General features: G+C 39.4%; 17 protein-coding genes, 1 tRNA gene and 1 pseudogene. 9 read left to right on the top strand and 10 right to left on the bottom strand.

Translation table 11 applies throughout. The annotated features are described in order from the left end of the window. Positions 1–2 precede the first annotated feature (2 nt). From BKL51_RS09450 to ppk1, 5 genes are all read right to left on the bottom strand, one after another. Positions 3–1940 (bottom strand): ABC transporter ATP-binding protein, encoded by a 1938-nt coding sequence (locus tag BKL51_RS09450; protein WP_077466437.1) that lies wholly within the window; start codon positions 1938–1940, stop codon positions 3–5. Positions 1941–2073: 133 nt separating this feature from the next. Then, complete coding sequence (gene rplT, locus BKL51_RS09445) at positions 2074–2427, bottom strand: 50S ribosomal protein L20 (protein WP_005596075.1); 354 nt, start codon at positions 2425–2427, stop codon at positions 2074–2076. Between the two features lie 65 nt (positions 2428–2492). Further along, on the bottom strand, positions 2493–2690 hold the full coding sequence (gene rpmI, locus BKL51_RS09440) for a 50S ribosomal protein L35 (RefSeq protein WP_034613912.1): 198 nt from the start codon (positions 2688–2690) through the stop codon (positions 2493–2495). Positions 2691–2892: 202 nt separating this feature from the next. Then, complete coding sequence (gene infC, locus BKL51_RS09435) at positions 2893–3435, bottom strand: translation initiation factor IF-3 (protein WP_143530589.1); 543 nt, start codon at positions 3433–3435, stop codon at positions 2893–2895. Positions 3436–4088: 653 nt separating this feature from the next. Beyond that, a complete protein-coding gene (ppk1, locus tag BKL51_RS09430) occupies positions 4089–6158 on the bottom strand; it encodes a polyphosphate kinase 1 (protein WP_077466435.1) in 2070 nt (689 codons plus the stop codon). 210 nt (positions 6159–6368) lie between these two features. Here ppk1 and yedE point away from each other — a divergent pair, with 210 nt between their 5' ends. Then, positions 6369–7637 carry a selenium metabolism membrane protein YedE/FdhT gene (gene yedE / locus BKL51_RS09425; protein WP_369801915.1) on the top strand — a complete coding sequence of 423 codons (1269 nt, stop codon included), beginning with the start codon at positions 6369–6371 and terminating at the stop codon, positions 7635–7637. A 28-nt stretch (positions 7638–7665) separates the two neighbouring features. Then, positions 7666–7935 carry a sulfurtransferase-like selenium metabolism protein YedF gene (gene yedF, locus BKL51_RS09420; RefSeq protein ID WP_077466433.1) on the top strand — a complete coding sequence of 90 codons (270 nt, stop codon included), beginning with the start codon at positions 7666–7668 and terminating at the stop codon, positions 7933–7935. A 53-nt stretch (positions 7936–7988) separates the two neighbouring features. On the opposite strand, the gene BKL51_RS09415 is transcribed toward yedF, so the two are convergent. Beyond that, positions 7989–10127: an alpha-galactosidase gene (locus BKL51_RS09415; protein WP_077466432.1), complete on the bottom strand. Its 2139-nt coding sequence runs from the start codon at positions 10125–10127 to the stop codon at positions 7989–7991. Positions 10128–10139: 12 nt separating this feature from the next. Then, a complete protein-coding gene (gene melB / locus BKL51_RS09410) occupies positions 10140–11507 on the bottom strand; it encodes a melibiose:sodium transporter MelB (RefSeq protein ID WP_233127116.1) in 1368 nt (455 codons plus the stop codon). 234 nt (positions 11508–11741) lie between these two features. Here melB and melR point away from each other — a divergent pair, with 234 nt between their 5' ends. The 6 genes from melR (at position 11742) to BKL51_RS09380 (ending at position 16671) form a co-directional block, all read left to right on the top strand. Next, complete coding sequence (melR, locus tag BKL51_RS09405; protein WP_077466430.1) at positions 11742–12677, top strand: transcriptional regulator MelR; 936 nt, start codon at positions 11742–11744, stop codon at positions 12675–12677. Between the two features lie 41 nt (positions 12678–12718). Next, entirely contained in the window at positions 12719–13435 is a 717-nt protein-coding gene (gene sfsA, locus BKL51_RS09400; protein ID WP_077466429.1) for a DNA/RNA nuclease SfsA, read from the top strand. A 302-nt stretch (positions 13436–13737) separates the two neighbouring features. Continuing rightward, positions 13738–14397 (top strand): amino acid ABC transporter permease, encoded by a 660-nt coding sequence (locus BKL51_RS09395; protein WP_077466468.1) that lies wholly within the window; start codon positions 13738–13740, stop codon positions 14395–14397. Continuing rightward, on the top strand, positions 14387–15055 hold the full coding sequence (locus tag BKL51_RS09390; RefSeq protein ID WP_077466428.1) for an amino acid ABC transporter permease: 669 nt from the start codon (positions 14387–14389) through the stop codon (positions 15053–15055). The genes BKL51_RS09395 and BKL51_RS09390 overlap by 11 nt, the downstream gene beginning before the upstream one ends. Before the next feature lie 10 nt (positions 15056–15065). After that, positions 15066–15830, top strand: coding sequence for an amino acid ABC transporter ATP-binding protein (locus BKL51_RS09385; protein ID WP_077466427.1), 765 nt, complete (start codon positions 15066–15068; stop codon positions 15828–15830). Next, complete coding sequence (locus BKL51_RS09380; protein ID WP_077466426.1) at positions 15814–16671, top strand: cysteine ABC transporter substrate-binding protein; 858 nt, start codon at positions 15814–15816, stop codon at positions 16669–16671. The genes BKL51_RS09385 and BKL51_RS09380 overlap by 17 nt, the downstream gene beginning before the upstream one ends. 670 nt (positions 16672–17341) lie before the next feature. Here BKL51_RS09380 and uvrB read toward each other — a convergent pair. Next, positions 17342–19378: an excinuclease ABC subunit UvrB gene (uvrB, locus tag BKL51_RS09375; RefSeq protein ID WP_077466425.1), complete on the bottom strand. Its 2037-nt coding sequence runs from the start codon at positions 19376–19378 to the stop codon at positions 17342–17344. A 402-nt stretch (positions 19379–19780) separates the two neighbouring features. Here uvrB and BKL51_RS09370 point away from each other — a divergent pair. Beyond that, a tRNA-Asn gene (locus BKL51_RS09370) sits at positions 19781–19856 on the top strand. 97 nt (positions 19857–19953) lie between these two features. Here BKL51_RS09370 and zevB read toward each other — a convergent pair. Both zevB and zevA read right to left on the bottom strand, forming a co-directional pair. Continuing rightward, positions 19954–20925 carry a zinc transporter permease subunit ZevB gene (gene zevB / locus BKL51_RS09365; RefSeq protein WP_077466424.1) on the bottom strand — a complete coding sequence of 324 codons (972 nt, stop codon included), beginning with the start codon at positions 20923–20925 and terminating at the stop codon, positions 19954–19956. 3 nt (positions 20926–20928) lie between these two features. Continuing rightward, positions 20929–21102 (bottom strand): annotated as a pseudogene (gene zevA / locus BKL51_RS09360) (zinc transporter binding subunit ZevA); the annotation flags it as partial.

The following is a 21102-nucleotide window of genomic DNA, read 5'->3' as shown; positions in this document are numbered from 1 at the left end:
TGTTACTTGCTTTCTGCAATCGCTTTTTTCTCTTCCAATTCTTCCCAACGCAAGAATGTTTGCTCAAGCAGGGATTCAATATCAGCCAACTCCTTTAGTTTGGCATCGGTAATTTCATGTGATTGTTGGAAAAACGTAGATTCGCCGACCTCCGCTTGAAGTGCGGTCAATTTTTCCTCTAATTCTTCCAATTGCTGCGGTAGTTGTTCTAATTCCCGCTGTTCCTTATAGGATAATTTAACGGACTTTGACTTATTAGAAGTGCGGTCGGTTTTGACGGTATTTTCTTGTGGCTTAGCTGACAATTTCTTCGTCATCTCTTGTTCGGCTTTAGCTGCCCAAAAATTTGCTTGCTGCAGTTTTGCATCAAAGAAACCGCCTACATATTTATTGACTACGCCATCTCCTTCAAACAAATAGCATTCGGTAGCGGTATTATCAATAAATTGACGGTCGTGGCTCACGATCAATAATGTGCCCTGATAATCCGTCAAAATTTCTTCGAGTAATTCTAAGGTTTCCACATCTAAATCATTGGTAGGTTCATCAAGAATCAGCAAATTATTCGGTTTAAGCAACAGTTTCGCCAATAATAAGCGATTACGCTCCCCACCTGATAAGGCTTTCACCGGTGTCATTGCCCGTTTAGGCGGAAATAAGAAATCTTGTAAATAACCCAGTACATGGCGTTTTACACCGTTCACTTCAATATCTTGCTTACCGTCGGCAACGTTATCCATGACCGTTTTTTCCAGATCAAGATCCGAACGGTATTGGTCAAAATAGGCTATCTCTAATTTTGTCCCCGTACGAATTTTTCCACCTGTCGGTTGAATTTCACCGAGTAGTAATTTAATAAAAGTGGTTTTACCACAGCCATTTGCCCCCACTAATGCAATCTTATCGCCTCTCAAAATGGTTGTGCTGAAATCCTTTAATAATGTCTTACCCGCCACCTCATAACTCACGTTTTCCATTTCAAACACGATTTTTCCGGAACGACTTGAAGTATCAAGTTGTAATTTTGCCGTTCCCAGCACCTCGCGGCGTTGGCGGCGCTCTTCACGCATTGCTTTTAATGCTCTCACTCGTCCTTCATTACGTGTACGGCGTGCTTTTATCCCCTGGCGAATCCATACTTCTTCTTGCGCTAATCTTTTATCGAATAATTCATTTTGAAGTGCTTCTACACGTAAATTTTCTTCTTTTGTAGTGAGATATAAATCATAATTCCCCGGATAAGAAACCAGCTGTCCGCGATCTAAATCAACAATACGGGTCGCCATTTTGCGAATAAAAGAACGATCATGGGAAATAAAAACAATACTACCGTTAAACTCTAAGAGGAAATTTTCCAGCCATTCAATCGCTTCCACATCCAAGTGGTTGGTCGGTTCGTCAAGTAACAACACATCCGGAGCGCATACTAAAGCACGAGCTAAAGCCGCTTTACGCAACCAACCGCCAGAAAGTGCGGTCAATTTTGTGTTAGGATCTAATCCCAGTTTGAGCAGAACTTCTTTGATTTTATTTTCAAACCGCCAGCCGTCGGCGTGCTCTAACTTTGCCTGAATTTGTTCAAATTGATTCAAAATTTGATCGCTATAATTTTCTTCCAATTGAATGGAAATACGGTGATATTCTTTTAATAAATCCGTTATATGATCGATACCTTCCGCCACATAATCAAACACGTTACCTTCCGCATTACGAGGCGGATCCTGTTCAAGACGGGATATCACTAAATCTTTTTCATATTGAATATTGCCATCATCCAACAAGACATCACCTGCAATAATTTTGAGTAATGTTGATTTACCAGCGCCATTTCGCCCGACCAAACAAACACGCTCGTTAGGCTCAATATGGAGCTCGCTATGATCCAACAGTGGAACATCACTAAAAGAAAGATAGCCATTCGTTAAGCTAATTAATGCCACAATAACCTCGTAAAAATTTAACTAAAACTGACCGCACTATTTTATACGGTTTGCAGGGAAAAGCGAAAAGATGAAAATGAATATAAGAAAAAAGGACGCTTTTCAGCGCCCTCATTATCTAAACTTTAAAAAATTAAAGTGCAGATTTTGCTTTCTCAACTAATGCAGCGAAAGCCACTTTGTCAAATACCGCGATATCGGCAAGGATCTTACGGTCGATTTCAACAGACGCTTTTTTCAAGCCGTTGATAAATTTGCTGTAAGATAAACCGTTTTGGCGAGCCGCCGCATTGATACGTGCAATCCATAATTGACGGAATTGACGTTTACGTTGACGACGGTCACGATATGCGTATTGACCGGCTTTGATCACCGCTTGGAAAGCAACGCGATACACGCGTGAACGTGCACCATAATAACCTTTAGCAGCCTTAAGAACTTTCTTATGGCGTGCTCTTGCAATAACACCACGTTTTACACGAGCCATTATTTAATCTCCTATGTATATTTTTCTAAAATGAACTAAATCGTACGTTTTGCTTAAATAACGGCTTATGCGTATGGTAAGCAAGCCACGACTAAAACTTGGTCTGCTTTCGCAACCATGGATTTATGACGTAAATGACGTTTACGTTTAGTTGATTTTTTAGTCAAAATATGACGTAAGTGAGATTGTTTACGCTTGAAACCGCCGGAAGCAGTTTTTTTGAAGCGCTTAGCTGCGCCGCGTACTGTTTTGATTTTAGGCATTGTTAAAATAACTCCGCATTTTTCGTTTAAAACAACATAATCAGGCGAACTAAAAAGTTACTTGGAGGCACTGATTATTTCCTCTATTAAGGCAAATTGCCTTTTTCCAAAGTAGTTAGGCTGCGTAGTGTGCCCAACATACAGTGACTTTTCACCTAAGTGAAAAGATTTTTATTGAAATGAACATCTCAATAAAAAATTCTTATTTTTTCTTCGGTGCCAACACCATCACGGCTTGACGACCTTCCAACTTACCCGGTGCCGATTCCACAACAGAAATGTCAGCCAAATCATTTTTCACACGTTCCAACACATCTAACCCGATCTCTTGATGTGCCATTTCACGCCCACGGAAACGCACGGTAATTTTGGCTTTATCGCCATCTTCTAAAAAGCGAATAAGGCTACGTAATTTAACTTGATAATCGCCTTCGTCAGTACCGGGACGGAATTTAATTTCCTTAACTTGGACGACTTTTTGTTTTTTCTTTTGCTCTTTTGCGGTTTTACTCTTTTCGTAAAGGAATTTACCGTAATTCATAATACGGCAAACCGGCGGCTCTGCATTCGGACTGATTTCAACGAGATCAAGCTCCACCTGCTCCGCCATTTCTAAGGCTTGTTGAATAGGAACTATCCCTAGTTGTTCACCATCTTGGTCAATTAAACGAACTTCTTTTACGCGAATTTCATCATTAATGCGATTCGGGCGATTTACTGCCGGTGCTTTTCTCACAGTTTTAATAATCGTATTCCTTCTATTGATTTATGCAAAAATCCTCTGTAAGACACAAAAGATTCCAAATTTTATTACCCGAGTAAAACGAGCAAAAACGCACGGATTCTATAGTATCTGCACATTTTATGCAACAAAATTTAGCCATTTACACGAATTTCCACACCAATACTTTTACCATAGGCAAATAAGAGATTACTCCTTACGTTTTCTAAACAAAGTATATCTTGATAAGCACCTTCCGCCACAGAACTTATCGGTTTATATCAAAGACTCCAAAGCATGAACCGAGTAGCATTATGATGATCTTATTGGGTAGTACGATTTAATACTCGATCAATAATTTGGTTTTGTATTTCTCCGTCGAATTAGGCATATTTCATTTTCAGACCAATACCTGCATTTTGATAAAATTATTTTTAAAATACACAATACTTTATAAATCTAGCCTTACTAAAATGAAAGTAAAAAATACCTTTTTATGAAGATGGTTTTTAGTTGGCAATAAAAAACTCGCATAAAATTAACCTCACTTTATATCTGCCGTCATTAAAACTAAAAATCCACTTTCGCAGAAGGTGGATTTTTACTTACTAGCAAGATATGTTTGAAAGATAAATTATTCGCTACCTATACTTTCATGAGACAAGGGGATTTTGAATCTATAAAGCTTGCCCGTATTTTTCCCATAAAGCATTTTGTAAGCTAAAAGGTGCTTCGTTTTCTGCCGGAACAATTTGTTTATAACTGCCATCAGGCAACATTTCCCATGCTTTCGTATTATCTTTTAACGCCATGGTGAGACTTTCTTCAATAACACGGGCTTTAACTCCTGAAGATTCAATCGGCGTTGCCGTTTCAATACGGCGGAAAAAATTACGCCCCATCCAGTCGGCACTTGAAATATAAGTATTTTCCGCACCATTGTTATAGAAGTAATAAACTCGAGAGTGTTCAAGTTGACGACCCACAATAGATCGTACGCGAATATTCTCAGAAAGCCCTTCTACACCGGGACGCAATGTACACATTCCTCGAACAATTAAATCAATTTGCACACCGGCCTGACTGGCTTCGTATAAAGCCTCAATAACACCGGTATCGACCAATGAATTCATTTTTGCGATAATTCGCCCCGTTCGGCCCTCTTGTGCATTCCGAGTTTCTTGCTTGATATGGGACAAAACTGATTGATGTAAAGTGAAGGGACTTTGATAAAGTTTGTTTAATTTTACCGGCCGACCTAATCCTGTAATTTCCATAAATAAGGTGTTAACGTCATCGGTGATTTGTTCATCGGCGGTGATTAAACCAAAATCCGTATAAATACGGGATGTTCCTTGATGGTAATTCCCTGTGCCTAAATGGGCATAACGTTTAAGTAAACCTTTTTCACGCCGGATAATTAATACCATTTTGGCATGTACTTTATAACCAAAAACACCATAAACAACGTGAGCTCCTGCATTTTCAAGTTGCTGCGCCCAGTTAACATTATTAGCTTCATCAAAACGCGCCATTAATTCAACAACAACAGTAACCTGTTTGCCTGAAAGTGCGGCCTTCATCAAGGCATTAACTAGTTCTGAACGACTACCCGTGCGATAAATCGTCATCTTAATTGCCAATACCGCCGGATCATTTGCGGCTTCGCTAATCATTTGAACCACCGGCTCAAACGACTGATAAGGGTGATGCAATAAGATAGGGGCTTGCCTGACATGATTCAAAATCGAATCAATTTTTGTTTTCTTGAATAGAGGGCTAGGAGTAACCGGAGGAAATTTTAAATCAGGTCTGTCGACTAAATCGGGAATAGCATTCAAACGAATAAGATTAACCGGACCTTTCACGCGATAAAGTTCATTCGTGCCGAGCTTAAATTGTGCCAGTAAAAAATCGTAAATATGTGCCGGACAAAGATCCGCAACTTCTAAACGTACGCCGTCACCGTATTCGCGATAATGTAACTCACTTTGTATTGCAGTGCGTAAGTTGTCCAGCTGATCTCTATCCGATTCCACACTCAGATCACTGTCTCGGGTAAGGCGAAATTGATGACAGCCTTTAACCGTCATTCCTAAAAATAATTTATGTACGTTAAAATGCAAAATAGAAGAAAGAAAAACAAAACCGTTCTCTCCTTGGCAAATATCTGACGGCATTTTTACCACTCGGGGCAAAATTCGTGGAGCTTGTACGATTGCCATACTGGAAGGTCTGCCAAAAGCATCATTGCCGTCAAGTTCCACTGCAAAATTAAGTGATTTATTCAATAAACGTGGAAAAGGATGAGAAGGATCAAGCCCTATAGGCGTTAATATAGGTAATAATTCACGATCAAAGTATTGACTGACCCATTCACGTTGTGCCTCTGTCCAACTGGAACGGCGATAAAAATGAATTCCTTCTTTTGCCAACGCTGGCTCAAGCACATTATTAAATAAAGCATATTGCTCACTAATTAAAGCACGGGCTTCTTTTGAAGCAAAAGCTATTGCTTCTTCTGCCGTTCTGCCACTGTCTAATAGTGTATAAGGACTCAATTTGCTTTCACGTTTTAAACTTGCAATCCGAACTTCAAAGAATTCATCTAAATTTGATGAAACAATACAAAGAAAACGTAATCTTTCCAATAATGGCGTATTCGGATCTTGCGCCTGTGCTAGAACCCGACGATTAAAGGCTAGTAAACTCATTTCTCGACAAAGAAAACGATTGTTATCAGTCATTGTCATTACCCCTATTTTCATTGTTGCATTTTGAATGCAAAAAATAACCGATAAAAATGACAAGAACGTGACAAAAATATTAATTCCCTTTGTTTCTACCATATTTTTGTTTATACTCTAACCGCTTTAACCGCATATTCATTCATATATCGCAAGTTTGTGTATAGGAAATGAACAAATCTGATTGTATACTCAATTCTATTTTTCATCATATACCTTTGCTTGCAAATCATTAACTTTCTTAGAGGTTTAAGAGCTATGTTAGAGATTTGGCAACAATTCAAACAAAACTATCTGATTAAATATTGGAATCCTATTACTGCGGTAATCGCAGCAGGTTTGCTTTCCGCTTATTATTTCGGCGTAACCGGTACTTATTGGGCCGTAACGGGAGAATTTACCCGTTGGGGAGGGCACGCCTTACAAACATTTGGTGTGGATCTGAGCGAATGGAGCTATTATAAAATCATTGGAATGGAAGGAAGCATTTTTACCCGTATTGACGGTGTGATGATTTTAGGAATGTTCGCCGGCTGTATTTCCGCAGCACTTTGGACAAATAACATCAAATGGCGCAATCAACCGTACAAACGCCGTATTGCTCAAGCCTTAATTGGCGGAGCATTAGCCGGTTTCGGCGCTCGCCTCGCCATGGGGTGTAACCTTGCCTCGCTTTTCACCGGTATTCCGCAATTCTCTGTCCACGCTTGGTTCTTTACCATTGCTACCGCACTTGGGACTTATATCGGAGTAAAAGTGACCTTACTCCCAATATTCCGCGTGAAATTAGCATTAAAAAAAGGGGCGGCAAAATTAAAAGAAACCGATCCTAAACAAGCCTCCCGCCGTTTTTGGATCGGTATGCTGATTTTCTTTGCCTATCTCATTACATCACTTTATGTGATGACATATTCCATTAAACTGGGGTTCGCTATGTTTTGCGGCTTAGTATTCGGTTTATTAATCGAACGCGCGCAAATTTGCTTTACCTCCGCTTTCCGTGATCTCTGGGTAACCGGTCGTGCTTATATGGCAAAAGCCATTATTTTCGGAATTATTGTGGGAACTATCGGTGTTTTCTCCTACATTCAATTGGGCATTTCGCCAAAAATTATGTGGGCGGGTCCAAACGCGATTATCGGCGGATTATTATTCGGCTTTGGTATCGTGTTGGCCGGCGGCTGTGAAACCGGTTGGATGTATCGCGCCATGGAGGGGCAAGTTCATTTTATGTGGGTCGGATTAGGTAATGTCATCGGTTCTACTTATCTTGCTTACGTTTGGGACGACATCGCCCCTGCTCTCGCCTTAGATTACGAAAAATTGAACCTACTTAAATCTTTCGGCCCGGTAGGCGGTTTATTAGTAAATTACGGTTTATTAATTGTCTGTTTAGTTACGGTGGTTTGGTGGGAGCGTCAGTTCCTTGCAAAAGCCAAAGCAAAAATTACAGCGACACAACCATCTTGCGGTTGTTAATTCTTATTCATTACAAAAGGAAATCATTATGGCATTTATCGTTGTTCAAAAATTAGATAAAGATCCGAAATACATCACCCCGGATTATACATTAGATACCTTAGGCGAACCTTGTCCTTATCCGGCGATTGCAATGCTTGAAACCATGCCACAATTACAAAAAGGTGAGATTCTGGAATTATTAAGTGATTGCGCTCAATCCATCAATAATATTCCCGTAGATACCAAAAACCACGGTTATACGCTCCTTAGCGTTGAACAAGATGGAACGAAGTTGAGATATTTGATTCAACGATAAAAATTCTTTCAGGATAAAAAAGTGCGGTCAAAATTGACCGCACTTTTCATTATCTATAATTTTCTAAATTCAAGTAACATCGCACTTTGCGGATCTAACACAGGAATAGTTAAACCTGCATTAGCAAGCCATTCGCCACGGATAGAGACTATTTTTCCATCAAAGCAATCACGCAACCATTGTGGGAAAACTTTCATTAAATGCCCCGCTCGCCCTTCAACAATATAATTCGGAATAGAAAGTACACTGACTTGATAATTACCATTGGCTTGCAAGTAAGGCAATCGGAGTTTCCCCATTTGCTTGTAATCAGGCATATCAAGTTGGCTCACAAGCACTACGGCTTGCGATTTATCTTTTGCCACTACGCCGTGAAGAAGCGTTTTATCATCGTGATAATCAAGACGGAATACATCACCGCCGTGCAATAATGGACGAAGTTGTTTGTGCAAGGCGATATATTTTGCAAAACCGCTACATTCCGCCTCACTTTCTTTCACCGGATCAAGCTCTACTCCCATATGCCCGAATAATGCGGTTAACCCCCGATAATCAATGGAAAAGCGACGCTGCGTAGTTTGACAAGGCGAACCGCCAATGTGCGCCCCCATTACTTCAGGCGGATAAAAATAACTCATCCCGCGGTGAATTTGTTGGCGGGTGTAAGCATCAATATTATCCGATGCCCAAAAACGCTGCGAACGTTTCAAAATCTCATAGTCGATACGCGCACCACCTGATGAACAACTTTCAATTTCAACATGCGGATACCGTTTTTGCAATTCATCAAATAGACGATAAGCTGCTTGAGTTTGTTCCACTACGGCAGCACGTCCTCGGCTCCCCGGTTGGACAAGACGACGATTGTGATCCCATTTAATATAATCAATCGCGTGACTACCAAGTAACCAATTCATACGCTCTAACAAATAATCAAATACTTCCCGTTTAGTGAGATCCAATGCATATTGATGGCGTTCTTCCGGTTGATCATAGCCCTCTAATTGTAATAACCAATCGGGGTGGGTTTGATACAACTTGGTTGGTTTATTGATCATTTCCAATTCTACCCAAATACCAAATTGCATACCCAGTTTTTTCACAGCGTTAATGACTTCATTTAAACCGTTCGGGTATTTTTCTTCATCCAAATACCAATCGCCTAAACCGCCAAAATCGTCATTACGTCCAATGAACCAACCATCATCAATGATAAAGCGCTCCACGCCCATTTCCGCCGCTTTCTCCGCCATCGCAATGATATGTTGAGGATGATGATCAAAAGTAACGCCTTCCCAAATATTTAAATGCACCGGACGCACAGGATAAGCAAAATGTAAAATATGTTGGCGAACATGGGCGTGAAATTGGTGCGACATTCCGTTTAGTCCGTCTTCCGAATACACCGCATAAACCCAAGGTGTGCTATGGCTTTCGCCTTGTTTAAGTTGAATTTCTCCCGGTAAATAAAGATTTTCTAATTGGGCGAAACGGCGGCCATCAATCAATACATCCGCACGAATACGGTGATTTCCCGACCATGCCAAGTGAAATCCCCACACTTTACCCTGTTGCTGACTAAAATGAGGCATCCCTAAAACCAGATTAGGGGCATATTCGTGAGATGTACGTCCATGGCGATTTTCTTGGATAAATGCACCGTGTTTAAGTGATACTCGATTTTCGTGCAATTCACGACACCAGCGCCCGTAGAAACTTAATACTTCATCTGCATACTCCGGCACCGGCAAGGTAACAGCGAGACGATTTACGGTAAATTCGCCTTTGCCTAAGTTGGTTAAAGTATGACGGAATTTAAACACTCCATTTTCATCGGTTTCAATTTCTGCCTTAAAAGCCAGTTTAGCGATGCTGTCTTCCATTTCTAACACTAAAGTGCGGTTGGTTTGCGTCACGTTTTTGGTAATAAATACCGGTGCCCAATCATAGCCATTGCGATGCCCTTCTACGCTTGAAACACCAAAATAGCCTCTACCGTTCTCGGCTGCGAGGGTAATTGGCGTATCCACATCAAGACTGCCGTTTGCCACACCGCGTTCAATACTCATCACATCCGCTTCGGTAATTTCATCTAATTCAAGGCGTTTACCAAAATAGAGAATCTCTGCCGGTTCCGTGCGTAAAATTAAATCAGTCTCTTTGCTTTGTAAGCGAACTAATTGTGAACTCATAAAACTCTCCTCTTAGTATTTTGTTTCAACTTTACGATATTTATCTAATAAGGTGATGTTGACTTTGGCAAGTAAATCACCGTGAAGTTTGTAATAACGGAAATAGACAAACAATTTCACGGCATAGAAGAAAATCGGTAAGCCTAGCATGATCACTTTCATATAAAACAAGGTACTTTCACTTTGTGCTACATTAGGTACATAATCAATGGCGGTTAATAATACTCCGATTAAAAACGCAGAAACGGCGGAACCGGCTTTTACTACCATAGTTTGTACCGCATAGGCGATACTTTCGGAACGAATACCGAGCTTGTATTCGCCGTAATCTACGGTATCCGCCACCATGATAACCTGTAATGTCCAGAACAATGCGCTACCGATCTGCATAAAAATACCGGCAAGAATAATTAGGAAAATACTGTGATGTTCGGTAATACCGGTATAAGCCAAGATTGCACAACTAACAATGGAGCTGACAGAAATACTAATCCACAACATACGGCGTGAGAAAAGTTTTGCCAAACGGGCGAATAAAATAATGACGGCAAGATTGGCAATACCTGCATAAGACATATAGTATGGGAACATTTCTTTATCACCCACCACATAGGTGAAATAATAAATGGCGAAACCTGAAATGATATTGCCTGCAATGTTGTAACAAAGTGCCATTACAAGCAAACTTGAAAGCTGATCGTTACGTGGAATAAGCGATATGAGGGTTTTTAACGGTACCTTTTTCTGTGCTTCACCGCTTTCAATCGCATCTAAAGAATATTTTTCTTTGACATTAATTAAAGTGATAATCGTCGAAGCCACGAAGAAAGCGATAATCACTAATGTAAATATTCTGAAACCAAAACCTTTATCATCACCGCCTACTGCATCGACAAACGGCATACACACACCGGCAGTCACAAAACCGGCAAGACTGGCAAAGAAACGGGGATAGGGCACAAGTTCTTCACGTTCCCGTTGGTCAAGGGTTAACGTCGGTGTAAGCGACCAAAACGGTATATCCATTAAGGTATAGGTCATCCCCCAGAGGATATAGGTAACCGCAATGTACACGACAAGTGCAGTGCCGGAAAAATAATCCGCGCAAAAAAGAGAAAAAAGTGAAATTGAGTTAAGAATCGTGCCAATCAAAATCCAGGGTTTAAATTTTCCCCAGCGAGATCGTGTATTATTGACAATCCACCCCATAATAGGATCGTTTAATGCATCCCACACACGGGCAACCATAAAAATAGTGCCGACAATCGCACCAGATACGCCCAACACATCTGTGTAATAATACATTAAATACATATACACAATACCGATGGCAAAATCTTTACCGTAAGCACCCAATCCAAAGCTGATCTTGGTTTTCATTGATAAACTCATAATGAGTACCTCCTTTCAGTGAGTTTAATAGCCTCATCATGACAAAATGAAAATGGCTTTTCTATACCATTTCTTTATACAAAATTCCTAAAAACTCACTTTATGAGATCGCTATGTTAAAAAATGAATTTTCAGGAAAAATTTCTAGGAAAATAGGAATTTATAAAAAAATTCGTTATAATTTGACCGCTCTTTTAGTTGGTAAGATTTCGTAGGTAATGAATGCAATCTGAAGATATAATGTTGGATTATTTTGATCCGGAAAACGCCCTTGGTAGTAAAACAACCAGCCCTCTCTCCTTACCTTTAAAAAAACAATCACTACGTGTAAAACTTTGGCGACCGCCCTTGAATATGCCGGCCCATCATTGGCACGGGCATATTGAAATCAACATCCCCTTTAACGGCGACATAACATATTTCTACAACGGTTCACAAATTACTATTAAAAAAAATCACATTGCTGTTTTCTGGGCCGCCATTCCTCATAGTTTGGTGAATCGTAAAAACTGTACTGAAATGGCGGTGATTGATATTCCTGTTCATCAGTTTCTTTCTTGGCAATTAACCGATAAGTTGGTCACTCACATCACTCATGGGATCGTCATTCAATCGAAAAACCCGGCACTCGCCGGCACGTTTGAAATTATGCGCTGGGAGAACGAGCTGACAAAAGATGACAAGAATCGTAACCAATTAGTCTATAGTGAAGTGCAATTACTGTTAAAACGCCTAGAACTTGACGGTTGGGAGCTTTTATTAAAGACAAATTATGAAAATCACATGAACGGTAAATCCTCACGCCATACCCAATATTATGTGATTCAAATGCTTAACTATATCGGTAGTCACTTTAATCAAGCCCTCACCGTATCCCAAGTCGCCGATGCGGTCGGGTTGAATACCAACTATGCCATGGGATTATTTCAACGCGTAATGCAACTAACTATCAAGCAGTATATTACAATGATGAGGATTAACCACGCCAAGGCATTACTAACCGATACCGATAAAACTATGCTCGATATTTCACTCACAGCAGGTTTTAATTCTTTAAGTCGTTTTTACGAAAATTTTCAAAAATATACCGGACTTTCCCCAGTGAACTATCGTAAACAAATGCGTGGAAATCTTCCAATTCATCATCTCATTCGATAAAAAAACAATTAAATTTCAACCGCACTTTAATAAGGAATATTATGAAACTTCCCGCGCTCCAATCTGCAAAACTAATCCGCCGCTACAAACGTTTTCTCGCCGATATTGAATTACCTGACGGCAAAATAATGACTATTCACTGCGCTAACACCGGTGCGATGACAGGCTGCGGAGAAAAAGGCGATACCGTCTGGTACTCTCATTCCGATAGCCAAACAAGGAAATATCCCAACTCATGGGAACTTACCCAACTTGCCAACGGACAACTTTGCTGTATTAACACCCATCGCTCCAATCAACTTGTATTTGAAGCATTAAAAAACAAGCAAATCAAAGAATTAGCGATGTATGATGAAATCTATCCGGAAGTCAAATACGGTGAAGAAAATAGCCGTATTGATTTTTTGCTAAAAAGCGAAGGACTTCCCGATTGCTATGTGGAAGTAAAATCTATCACTTTGGTAAAAGGCAATCTCGGTATGTTTCCTGATGCCGTCACGACACGAGGGCAAAAACACGTGCGAGAATTATTGGCAATGAAAAAACAAGGACATCGTGCCGTAGTATTATTTGCAGGTCTGCACAATGGGTTTGATCGTTTTAAAATTGCCGAATATATCGATCCTGACTATGATCGATTATTAAAAGACGCAATAGAACAAGGTGTTGAAGCCTATGCTTACGCCGGTGAATTTGAAATTTTAAGGGAAGTTCCTACCGCACTTTCATTGACTAAATCCGTAGCTTATATCAAATAAAAAATTTGAGAATTATTTTCATTTATTTGTTGACAGGTTTTTTGAGAACAATTATCATGTAGCCATTCTAACAACAACCGGTTGTATCTCTAGCTAGATACACCTTCATGATAATCACTCCACATTCCGCCTATTTCCCCACAAATAGGCGTTTTTTTTATTCAAAATAACTAACATTTAATCTCAATATCAAGAATTCATTTATTCCATTCCATTATAACTAATTCGTTTCAATTCTTTCCCGATAAGAAAAATCTTCTCTACCATATGGTCATGAAAACAATTATATGATGAAAGAAGAAATGAATTGGGATTACATTATCAGCGTGTTACCACGCTTTGTCGATGCAACATTGATAACGCTTGCCCTCTCATTTTGGGGGATTTTATTCTCATTTATTATTGGGACAATTTGTGCAGTCATCAACAGTTATAACTTTAAGGCATTAAATTGGTTGGTAAAAAGTTATATTGAACTTTCACGCAATACCCCATTATTGATTCAAGTTTTCTTCCTTTACTTTGGGCTTTCAAAAGTTGGCATTAAATTAGACGGTTTTACTTGTGGTGTAATTGGCTTAACCTTTTTGGGCGGAAGCTATATGGCAGAAGCGGTTCGTGGCGGTTTAGAGGCTGTTTCCAAAGGTCAGATCGAGTCTGCGCTCAGTATTGGTTTAACACCGTTTCAAGCTTTTCGTTATGTCATTTTTCCACAGGCATTAGCGATTTCTATACCTGCAATAGGAGCAAATTGTCTGTTTTTAATGAAAGAAACCTCTGTCATTAGTGCCGTTGCGGTGGCAGAACTGATGTTTATGGCAAAAGAAATTATCGGAATGGACTATAAAACTAACGAAGCCTTATTTTTATTAGTGGTGTTTTATTTAATTATTTTGCTACCTATTTCAATTTTTACTCGTTATTTAGAACAGCGCACTCGGAGAGCAAAATATGGGGTTTGAATTATTATTCCAAGGCAATAATCTCAGCAGACTTTTAAACGGCCTTTGGGTAACGGCTGAAATTGCTTTCATTTCCGTCTTTTTTGCCTGTCTTTTGGGAGTAATTTTAGGTGTGGTGATGATAAGTAAAAATGTTGTAATTAAAGCTATTTGCCAAGTTTATTTAGAATTTGTCCGCATCATCCCTTTGCTCGTTCTACTATTTATCACCTATTTTGGATTGGCAAAATGGTTTGGTATACATTTAGACGCCATAACTGTCTGTATTTGGGTGTTTATTTTTTGGGGTAGTGCAGAAATGGGCGATCTCGTGCGTGGCGCGTTAACCTCCATTGAAAAACATCAGGTTGAATCCGCTTACGCTTTAGGTTTAACGCCTTTTCAAACCTTCATTTATGTTTTGCTACCACAAAGTCTAAAACGTGTGACCCCAAGTGCTATTAACCTTTTCACCAGAATGGTAAAAACCAGTTCCCTTGCGATGTTAATCGGTGTAATAGAAGTGATTAAAGTGGGTCAGCAAATTATTGAACATTCACTTTTTAGCAATCAATCGGCGGCACTTTGGATCTATGGGATCATTTTCTTTCTCTATTTTATGATCTGTTATCCGCTCTCATTATTTTCCCGTTATTTAGAAACTCGTTGGGAAAGCTAAAGGAATACCTATGGCATTATTAGAAATAAAAAATCTTGTTAAAAACTATGGTGAAGTTGAAGCATTAAAGGGTATTAATCTTTCCATAGAAAAAGGCGAAGTGGTGGTGATTTTAGGCCCGTCCGGCTGTGGGAAAAGCACATTACTTCGCACATTAAACGGTTTAGAGCCCATAAAGAGCGGTCAATTATTGCTCCAAAATGTCGGCGAGCTTGGCAAAGAAATAAGTTGGATCAATGCACGTCAACGTATTGGGATGGTATTCCAAAGCTATGAATTATTTGCCCATTTATCCGTGATAGACAATATTTTACTCGGGCCTTTAAAGGTTCAAAAACGTGATCGGGCGGAAGCCGAAAAACAAGCGGATAAATTATTAAAACGCGTAGGATTATTTGATCGAAAAAACGCCTACCCTCGTGAGCTTTCTGGCGGGCAAAAACAGCGGATCGCTATTGTGCGTGCGCTTTGTATGAATCCTGAGATTATGCTGTTTGACGAAGTTACGGCAGCTCTCGATCCAGAAATGGTACGCGAAGTACTTGATGTGATTTTAGGGCTTGCCAAAGAAGGCATGACCATGTTGATCGTGACCCACGAAATGGGTTTCGCCCGCCAAGTGGCAAATCGCATTGTTTTTATGGATAAAGGGCAAATTATCGAGCAAGCCAAACCGGAAGATTTTTTCACCAATCCTACCACAGATCGGGCGAAAACATTTTTAAACATCTTAAACTATGAACCGAGAGGAATAAACTATGAAGAAAACATTTAAAAATTTAACCGCACTTTTTGCCACTGCGACCTTAGCTCTGGGGCTTGCCGCCTGCAATGACAATACACCAAATAAAGAGGATTCACAACCAGCCTCAACCATTGAGCGGTTGAAACAAGCCGACAAAATCCGTATTGGTGTATTCAGCGATAAACCGCCTTTCGGCTATGTAGATGCCCAAGGTAAAAGCCAAGGTTTCGATGTGGAAATCGGCAAAGCCATCACCAAAGATCTCTTAGGTGATGAAAATAAAGCTGAATTTGTATTGGTGGATGCTGCAAACCGTGCGGAATATTTACTTTCCCAAAAAGTGGATATTATCCTTGCCAATTTCACCGTAACCGCAGCACGAAAAGAAGTCGTCGATTTTGCTAATCCTTATATGAAAGTGGCTCTTGGCGTAGTTTCAAAAAATGGTGAAGTCATTACGGATCTTGAGCAATTAAAAGACAAAACACTCATCGTTGATAAAGGCACCACGGCGGATATTTTCTTCACAAAAAATTATCCGAATATCAAATTATTGAAATTTGAACAAAACACGGAAACTTTTGAGGCTTTACGAGACGGTAGAGGGGATGCGCTATCAAATGACAATACCTTCTTATTCGCTTGGGTAAAACAAAATCCGGGCTATACCGTGGGAGTGAAAAGTTTCGGCGATCAAGATGTCATAGCCCCAGCCGTTCGTAAAGATGCACCGGATTTATTAAATTGGCTCAACGCTGAAATTGAAAAACTTTCAAAAGAAGGCGTATTAAAACAGGCCTACGAAAAAACCTTATTACCGGTTTACGGTGATAGCGTGACCGAAAGTGATATTTTGGTAGAGTATAAATAGTTTCATACATAATAAGGGCGAGTTTACTTGCCCTTTTGTCATATAACTATTTGGAGAGTACGGTCAAAAGTATTGGAGATTTTTTGTATTATGTGTTAGTTGAATAGTGATTCTATAATTCCCATTTATAAAATCCCACATCATATTCATCACATAAAAAGCAAATTCCGTACTTAAAATCTTTACTATGGAATATAATATCTCTGTCTATGTTAAATAATGTACTAATAATCTTATCTTTACACCTAAAGAAAATATCCCCTGGTAAAACCATTTGAATCCTTTCCTTAAAGAAAACAAAAAATGTTATTTCTTTTACATTCCAATCAATATTCTTGGTTAAATTTAACACATCATCAAGTCCAAAGTTTTTTATGTCAAAAACTTTTATTTTATGTTTTTCAGAACATTCATATAATTCTCTTCAATTATCTAATGTAATCTGATCATCCTCAATACATGTAATCTTCTCGCTATACTTATTTAAACCAAGTAAAGATATTATTTCTTTTATTAAAATCTTTCTTTTTAAAACAGTAATTCTACTTTTTATTTGTTGCCTTCTTTCACCTTTTAAAAGGTCTTTTATATTTCTTCGAAATACGTCTTATATTAACTGTATGTATTTTATTGCTAACGAAAAAAATCAGTAATTCTAACCGCACTTTTCTTACTCATTCATCACAAATTGCTCTCTTAATTGATGAAGTTGATCCCGAATGGCAGCGGCTTTTTCAAATTCCAGATCCTGCGCAAATTTGTACATTTGCTGTTCCAGTTTTTTGACCTGTTGCTGATATTCTTTGGCATTTTTCGGTACGTTATAAAGTGCGGTCGGTTCTGCCGCTGTTTTTCCACGAGATTTACCTTTCCCTTTATTCGTTACACCCTGACCAATATCCAGTAATTCACCGACTTTTTTGTTCAACGCTTGCGGAGTAATGCCGTGATCTTCATTATATTTCATTTGTTTCTCACGGCGACGGTTGGTTTCCGTGATAGCTTTTTCCATAGATTTCGTAATGCTGTCGGCATATAAAATCGCTTTTCCTTTCAGATTACGAGCGGCACGACCAATCGTTTGAATAAGCGAACGTTCGGAACGCAGAAAACCTTCTTTATCCGCATCTAAAATTGCCACCAGTGAAACTTCCGGAATATCTAATCCTTCACGCAATAGGTTGATACCGACCAACACATCAAATTCACCTAAACGCAAGTCGCGAATAATTTCCACCCGTTCAACGGTATCAATATCTGAGTGGAGATAACGCACTCGAATGCCGTGCTCATCCAAATAATCCGTGAGATCTTCCGCCATTTTTTTGGTGAGAGTCGTCACTAAAACACGCTCATTTCTGTCCGCTCTTTGGCGTGCTTCGGAAAGCAAATCGTCCACCTGAATAGCAACCGGGCGAATTTCAATTTCCGGATCAAGCAAGCCTGTCGGGCGCACCACTTGATCGATAATTTCATCACCGGATTTTTCTAATTCATAAGGCCCCGGTGTGGCGGAAACATAAATAGTTTGCGGTGCAAGGCGTTCAAATTCTTCAAAGCGTAACGGGCGGTTGTCTAAAGCGGAAGGCAAACGGAAACCGTACTCTACCAAAGTTTCTTTGCGCGAACGGTCACCACGGTACATCCCGCCGATTTGTGGGACGGTAACGTGAGATTCATCAATAATCAAAATGGCATCAGAGGGCATATAGTCAAATAAAGTTGGCGGCGGCTCCCCTTCATTTCGACCGGAAAGATAGCGCGAGTAATTTTCAATGCCGGAGCAATAGCCCAATTCGTTCATCATTTCAATGTCGAACATGGTACGTTGGCTAATGCGTTGTTCTTCCAATAATTTATTCTCTTTGATGAAATATTCACGGCGTTGCACTAACTCCGCTTTGATTTTTTCAATGGCATCTAAAATGCGTTCACGCGGTGTCACATAATGGGTTTTCGGATAAACCGTGTAACGAGGCACGCTGCCTAAATGATGCCCGGTCAACGGATCAAACAAACCTAGACGCTCAATTTCATTATCAAATAGTTCAATACGTATAGCAATGTCGTCAGATTCAGCCGGGAAAATATCAATAATTTCACCACGTACACGGAAAGTTCCCCGTTGGAAAGCTTGATCGTTACGTGTATATTGTAATTCTGCCAATTTCGCCAGAATTTGGCGTTGATCGATAATCGCCCCCTGTTGCAAATGCAACATCATTTTCAAATAACTATCCGGATCACCTAAGCCGTAAATAGCGGAAACCGACGCCACCACAATCGTATCACGGCGTTCCAAAAAAGATTTGGTTGCAGAAAGACGCATTTGTTCAATTTGATCGTTAATGGAAGCATCTTTTTCAATAAAAGTATCGCTACTTGGTACATAGGCTTCAGGTTGATAATAATCATAGTAGGATACAAAATATTCCACGGCATTTTCGGGAAAAAAAGCCTTCATTTCCGCATAAAGCTGGGCGGCAAGAGTTTTGTTTGGCGCAAGCAACATTGCAGGACGGTTAAGCTTAGCAATCACATTGGCGATAGTAAAAGTTTTACCCGATCCCGTTACCCCAAGAAGTGTTTGATGGGCAAGCCCGTCATCTAAATTTTCAGCGAGTTTTTCAATGGCTTGAGGTTGATCGCCTGAAGGGTTGAAATCGGAATGAAGAATAAAAGGTTTACTGTTAATTTTTTCTGCCATAAAAGTGCGGTTAGAATTGAATGAGTTTTTATTGGCGTCATTCTAGCATATTTCTTACTCCATATAGAGTGAAAAAGGTAAGTTTTACACAGTGTTAGCGATGTCAAGAGAAAAACTTCACAAAATTGAAAACTTTTTTATATTTTTTGCTGGACTTTATATAACCAATTGATAAATAAAGAAATGTTATTTTACAATCAATTACTAGCCTGCATTGTACAATCCCAGTATTTATCGGCATTACAGGATCTTATTTTATTTCAATCCACAAAGTTATCCACAGTCTTTGTGGATAGAAAAATACATTAAAATTTTTTTGAATTTTTTATTTTACCCGTTGACAAACCATTACTTGATCATTAAAATGCGCGACCGATTGATTCACTCTAATACAGAATTTATTCCTCCTTAGTTCAGTCGGTAGAACGGTGGACTGTTAATCCATATGTCGCTGGTTCAAGTCCAGCAGGAGGAGCCAATTTCTCTTTTGGTTTAGAATTCGTTTGTCTCCTTTTACGAGTTCTAAATTAGCAGCCAAAAGATGTTCAACCCATCGTTTTGATGGGTTTTATTTTTTATCTTCCAAACAACACTGCTCCACCAATCGATTCAAAGGTTGTGCTGTAAAGTAAAGTTAATGCAAAGAAAATCATAATACTACCCGCAAGGATTTTTACTATCTGTCCGCTATATCGATTTAATGCTTTCGTCCCATACCACTTCCCTAATTGTATTGCTATATTCTTAGCATAACGCACCAAAATAGCAAAAAGGGAAAGCGTTAACCCTGTGCCGATTGACATCGCCAACGTAGCAAAAATCCCCCAAATGAAAAGATCCGTCATATATGCAAGAAAAAGCACAAAAATTGCCCCGGTACAAGGGCGTAAACCAATACTCATAATCACAAGAAATTGGCTTTTCCTGGTATTGGCTTGTTTTAATTGAACAGCGTTAGGTAAATGTTGATGCCCGCAGCCACAATCCTTCTTAAAAGTGCGGTTAATTTTGACCGCGCTTTGTAACGGCAAATTAGTCAGCTGAACAGATTTAATACGAAAGGCTTTTGTTGATTTTCTCGTTCCTTGATAAATCCAGTAAATTCCAAGCCCGAGTAATAAAATTAATGCACTACGTTCCAACCATAGTTGGCTTAATTTGAAATAGCGAGAAGAGAGATTTAGAATCACCACAATAATAGAAGTTGCGGTAATTGCCACAATACCCTGCATAAGTGAGGAAAGTAAACTTAATTTCACACTTTGTTTCAATTCACTTTCGTGCGTAGATAAATAGCTTGCAATAATAAATTTGCCATGGCCCGGTCCAAGCGCATGCAATACACCATATAGAAAACTCACCATAATTAATAACATACCTGCCGAAACAGAATGTTGCTGAATAGCATGAAGGTTTTCAGAAATCAGTTGGTTAAATATCTGTTGCCACATAACAGTTTTTACAAAAAGCCAAGGAAAAAACCAAAAAATACCAACCAGTACCCCAAAGAAGGCTATGAGCCATTTGAATGGAAAAATAGGTTTCATTATTTACTCACATTGAATTTTTATTTTTTGTGCAAACATTACGCCTAAAGAATTATCTTCGTCTTTTTGTGTTTTATCTAAAGAAGCGGCGTAAGATCGTATTTTTTCATCTATTATATTAGGGGCCTCAATACACCCCTTACAGTTTGTCGGAAGTCCGGAAAAATCGACCGCACT

The organism is Rodentibacter sp. Ppn85 (genome assembly GCF_001999335.1).
GTDB lineage: Bacteria > Pseudomonadota > Gammaproteobacteria > Enterobacterales > Pasteurellaceae > Rodentibacter.
The sequence above is the reverse complement of the archived record's forward strand: the minus strand, read 5'-3'. Positions and strand labels throughout refer to the sequence as shown.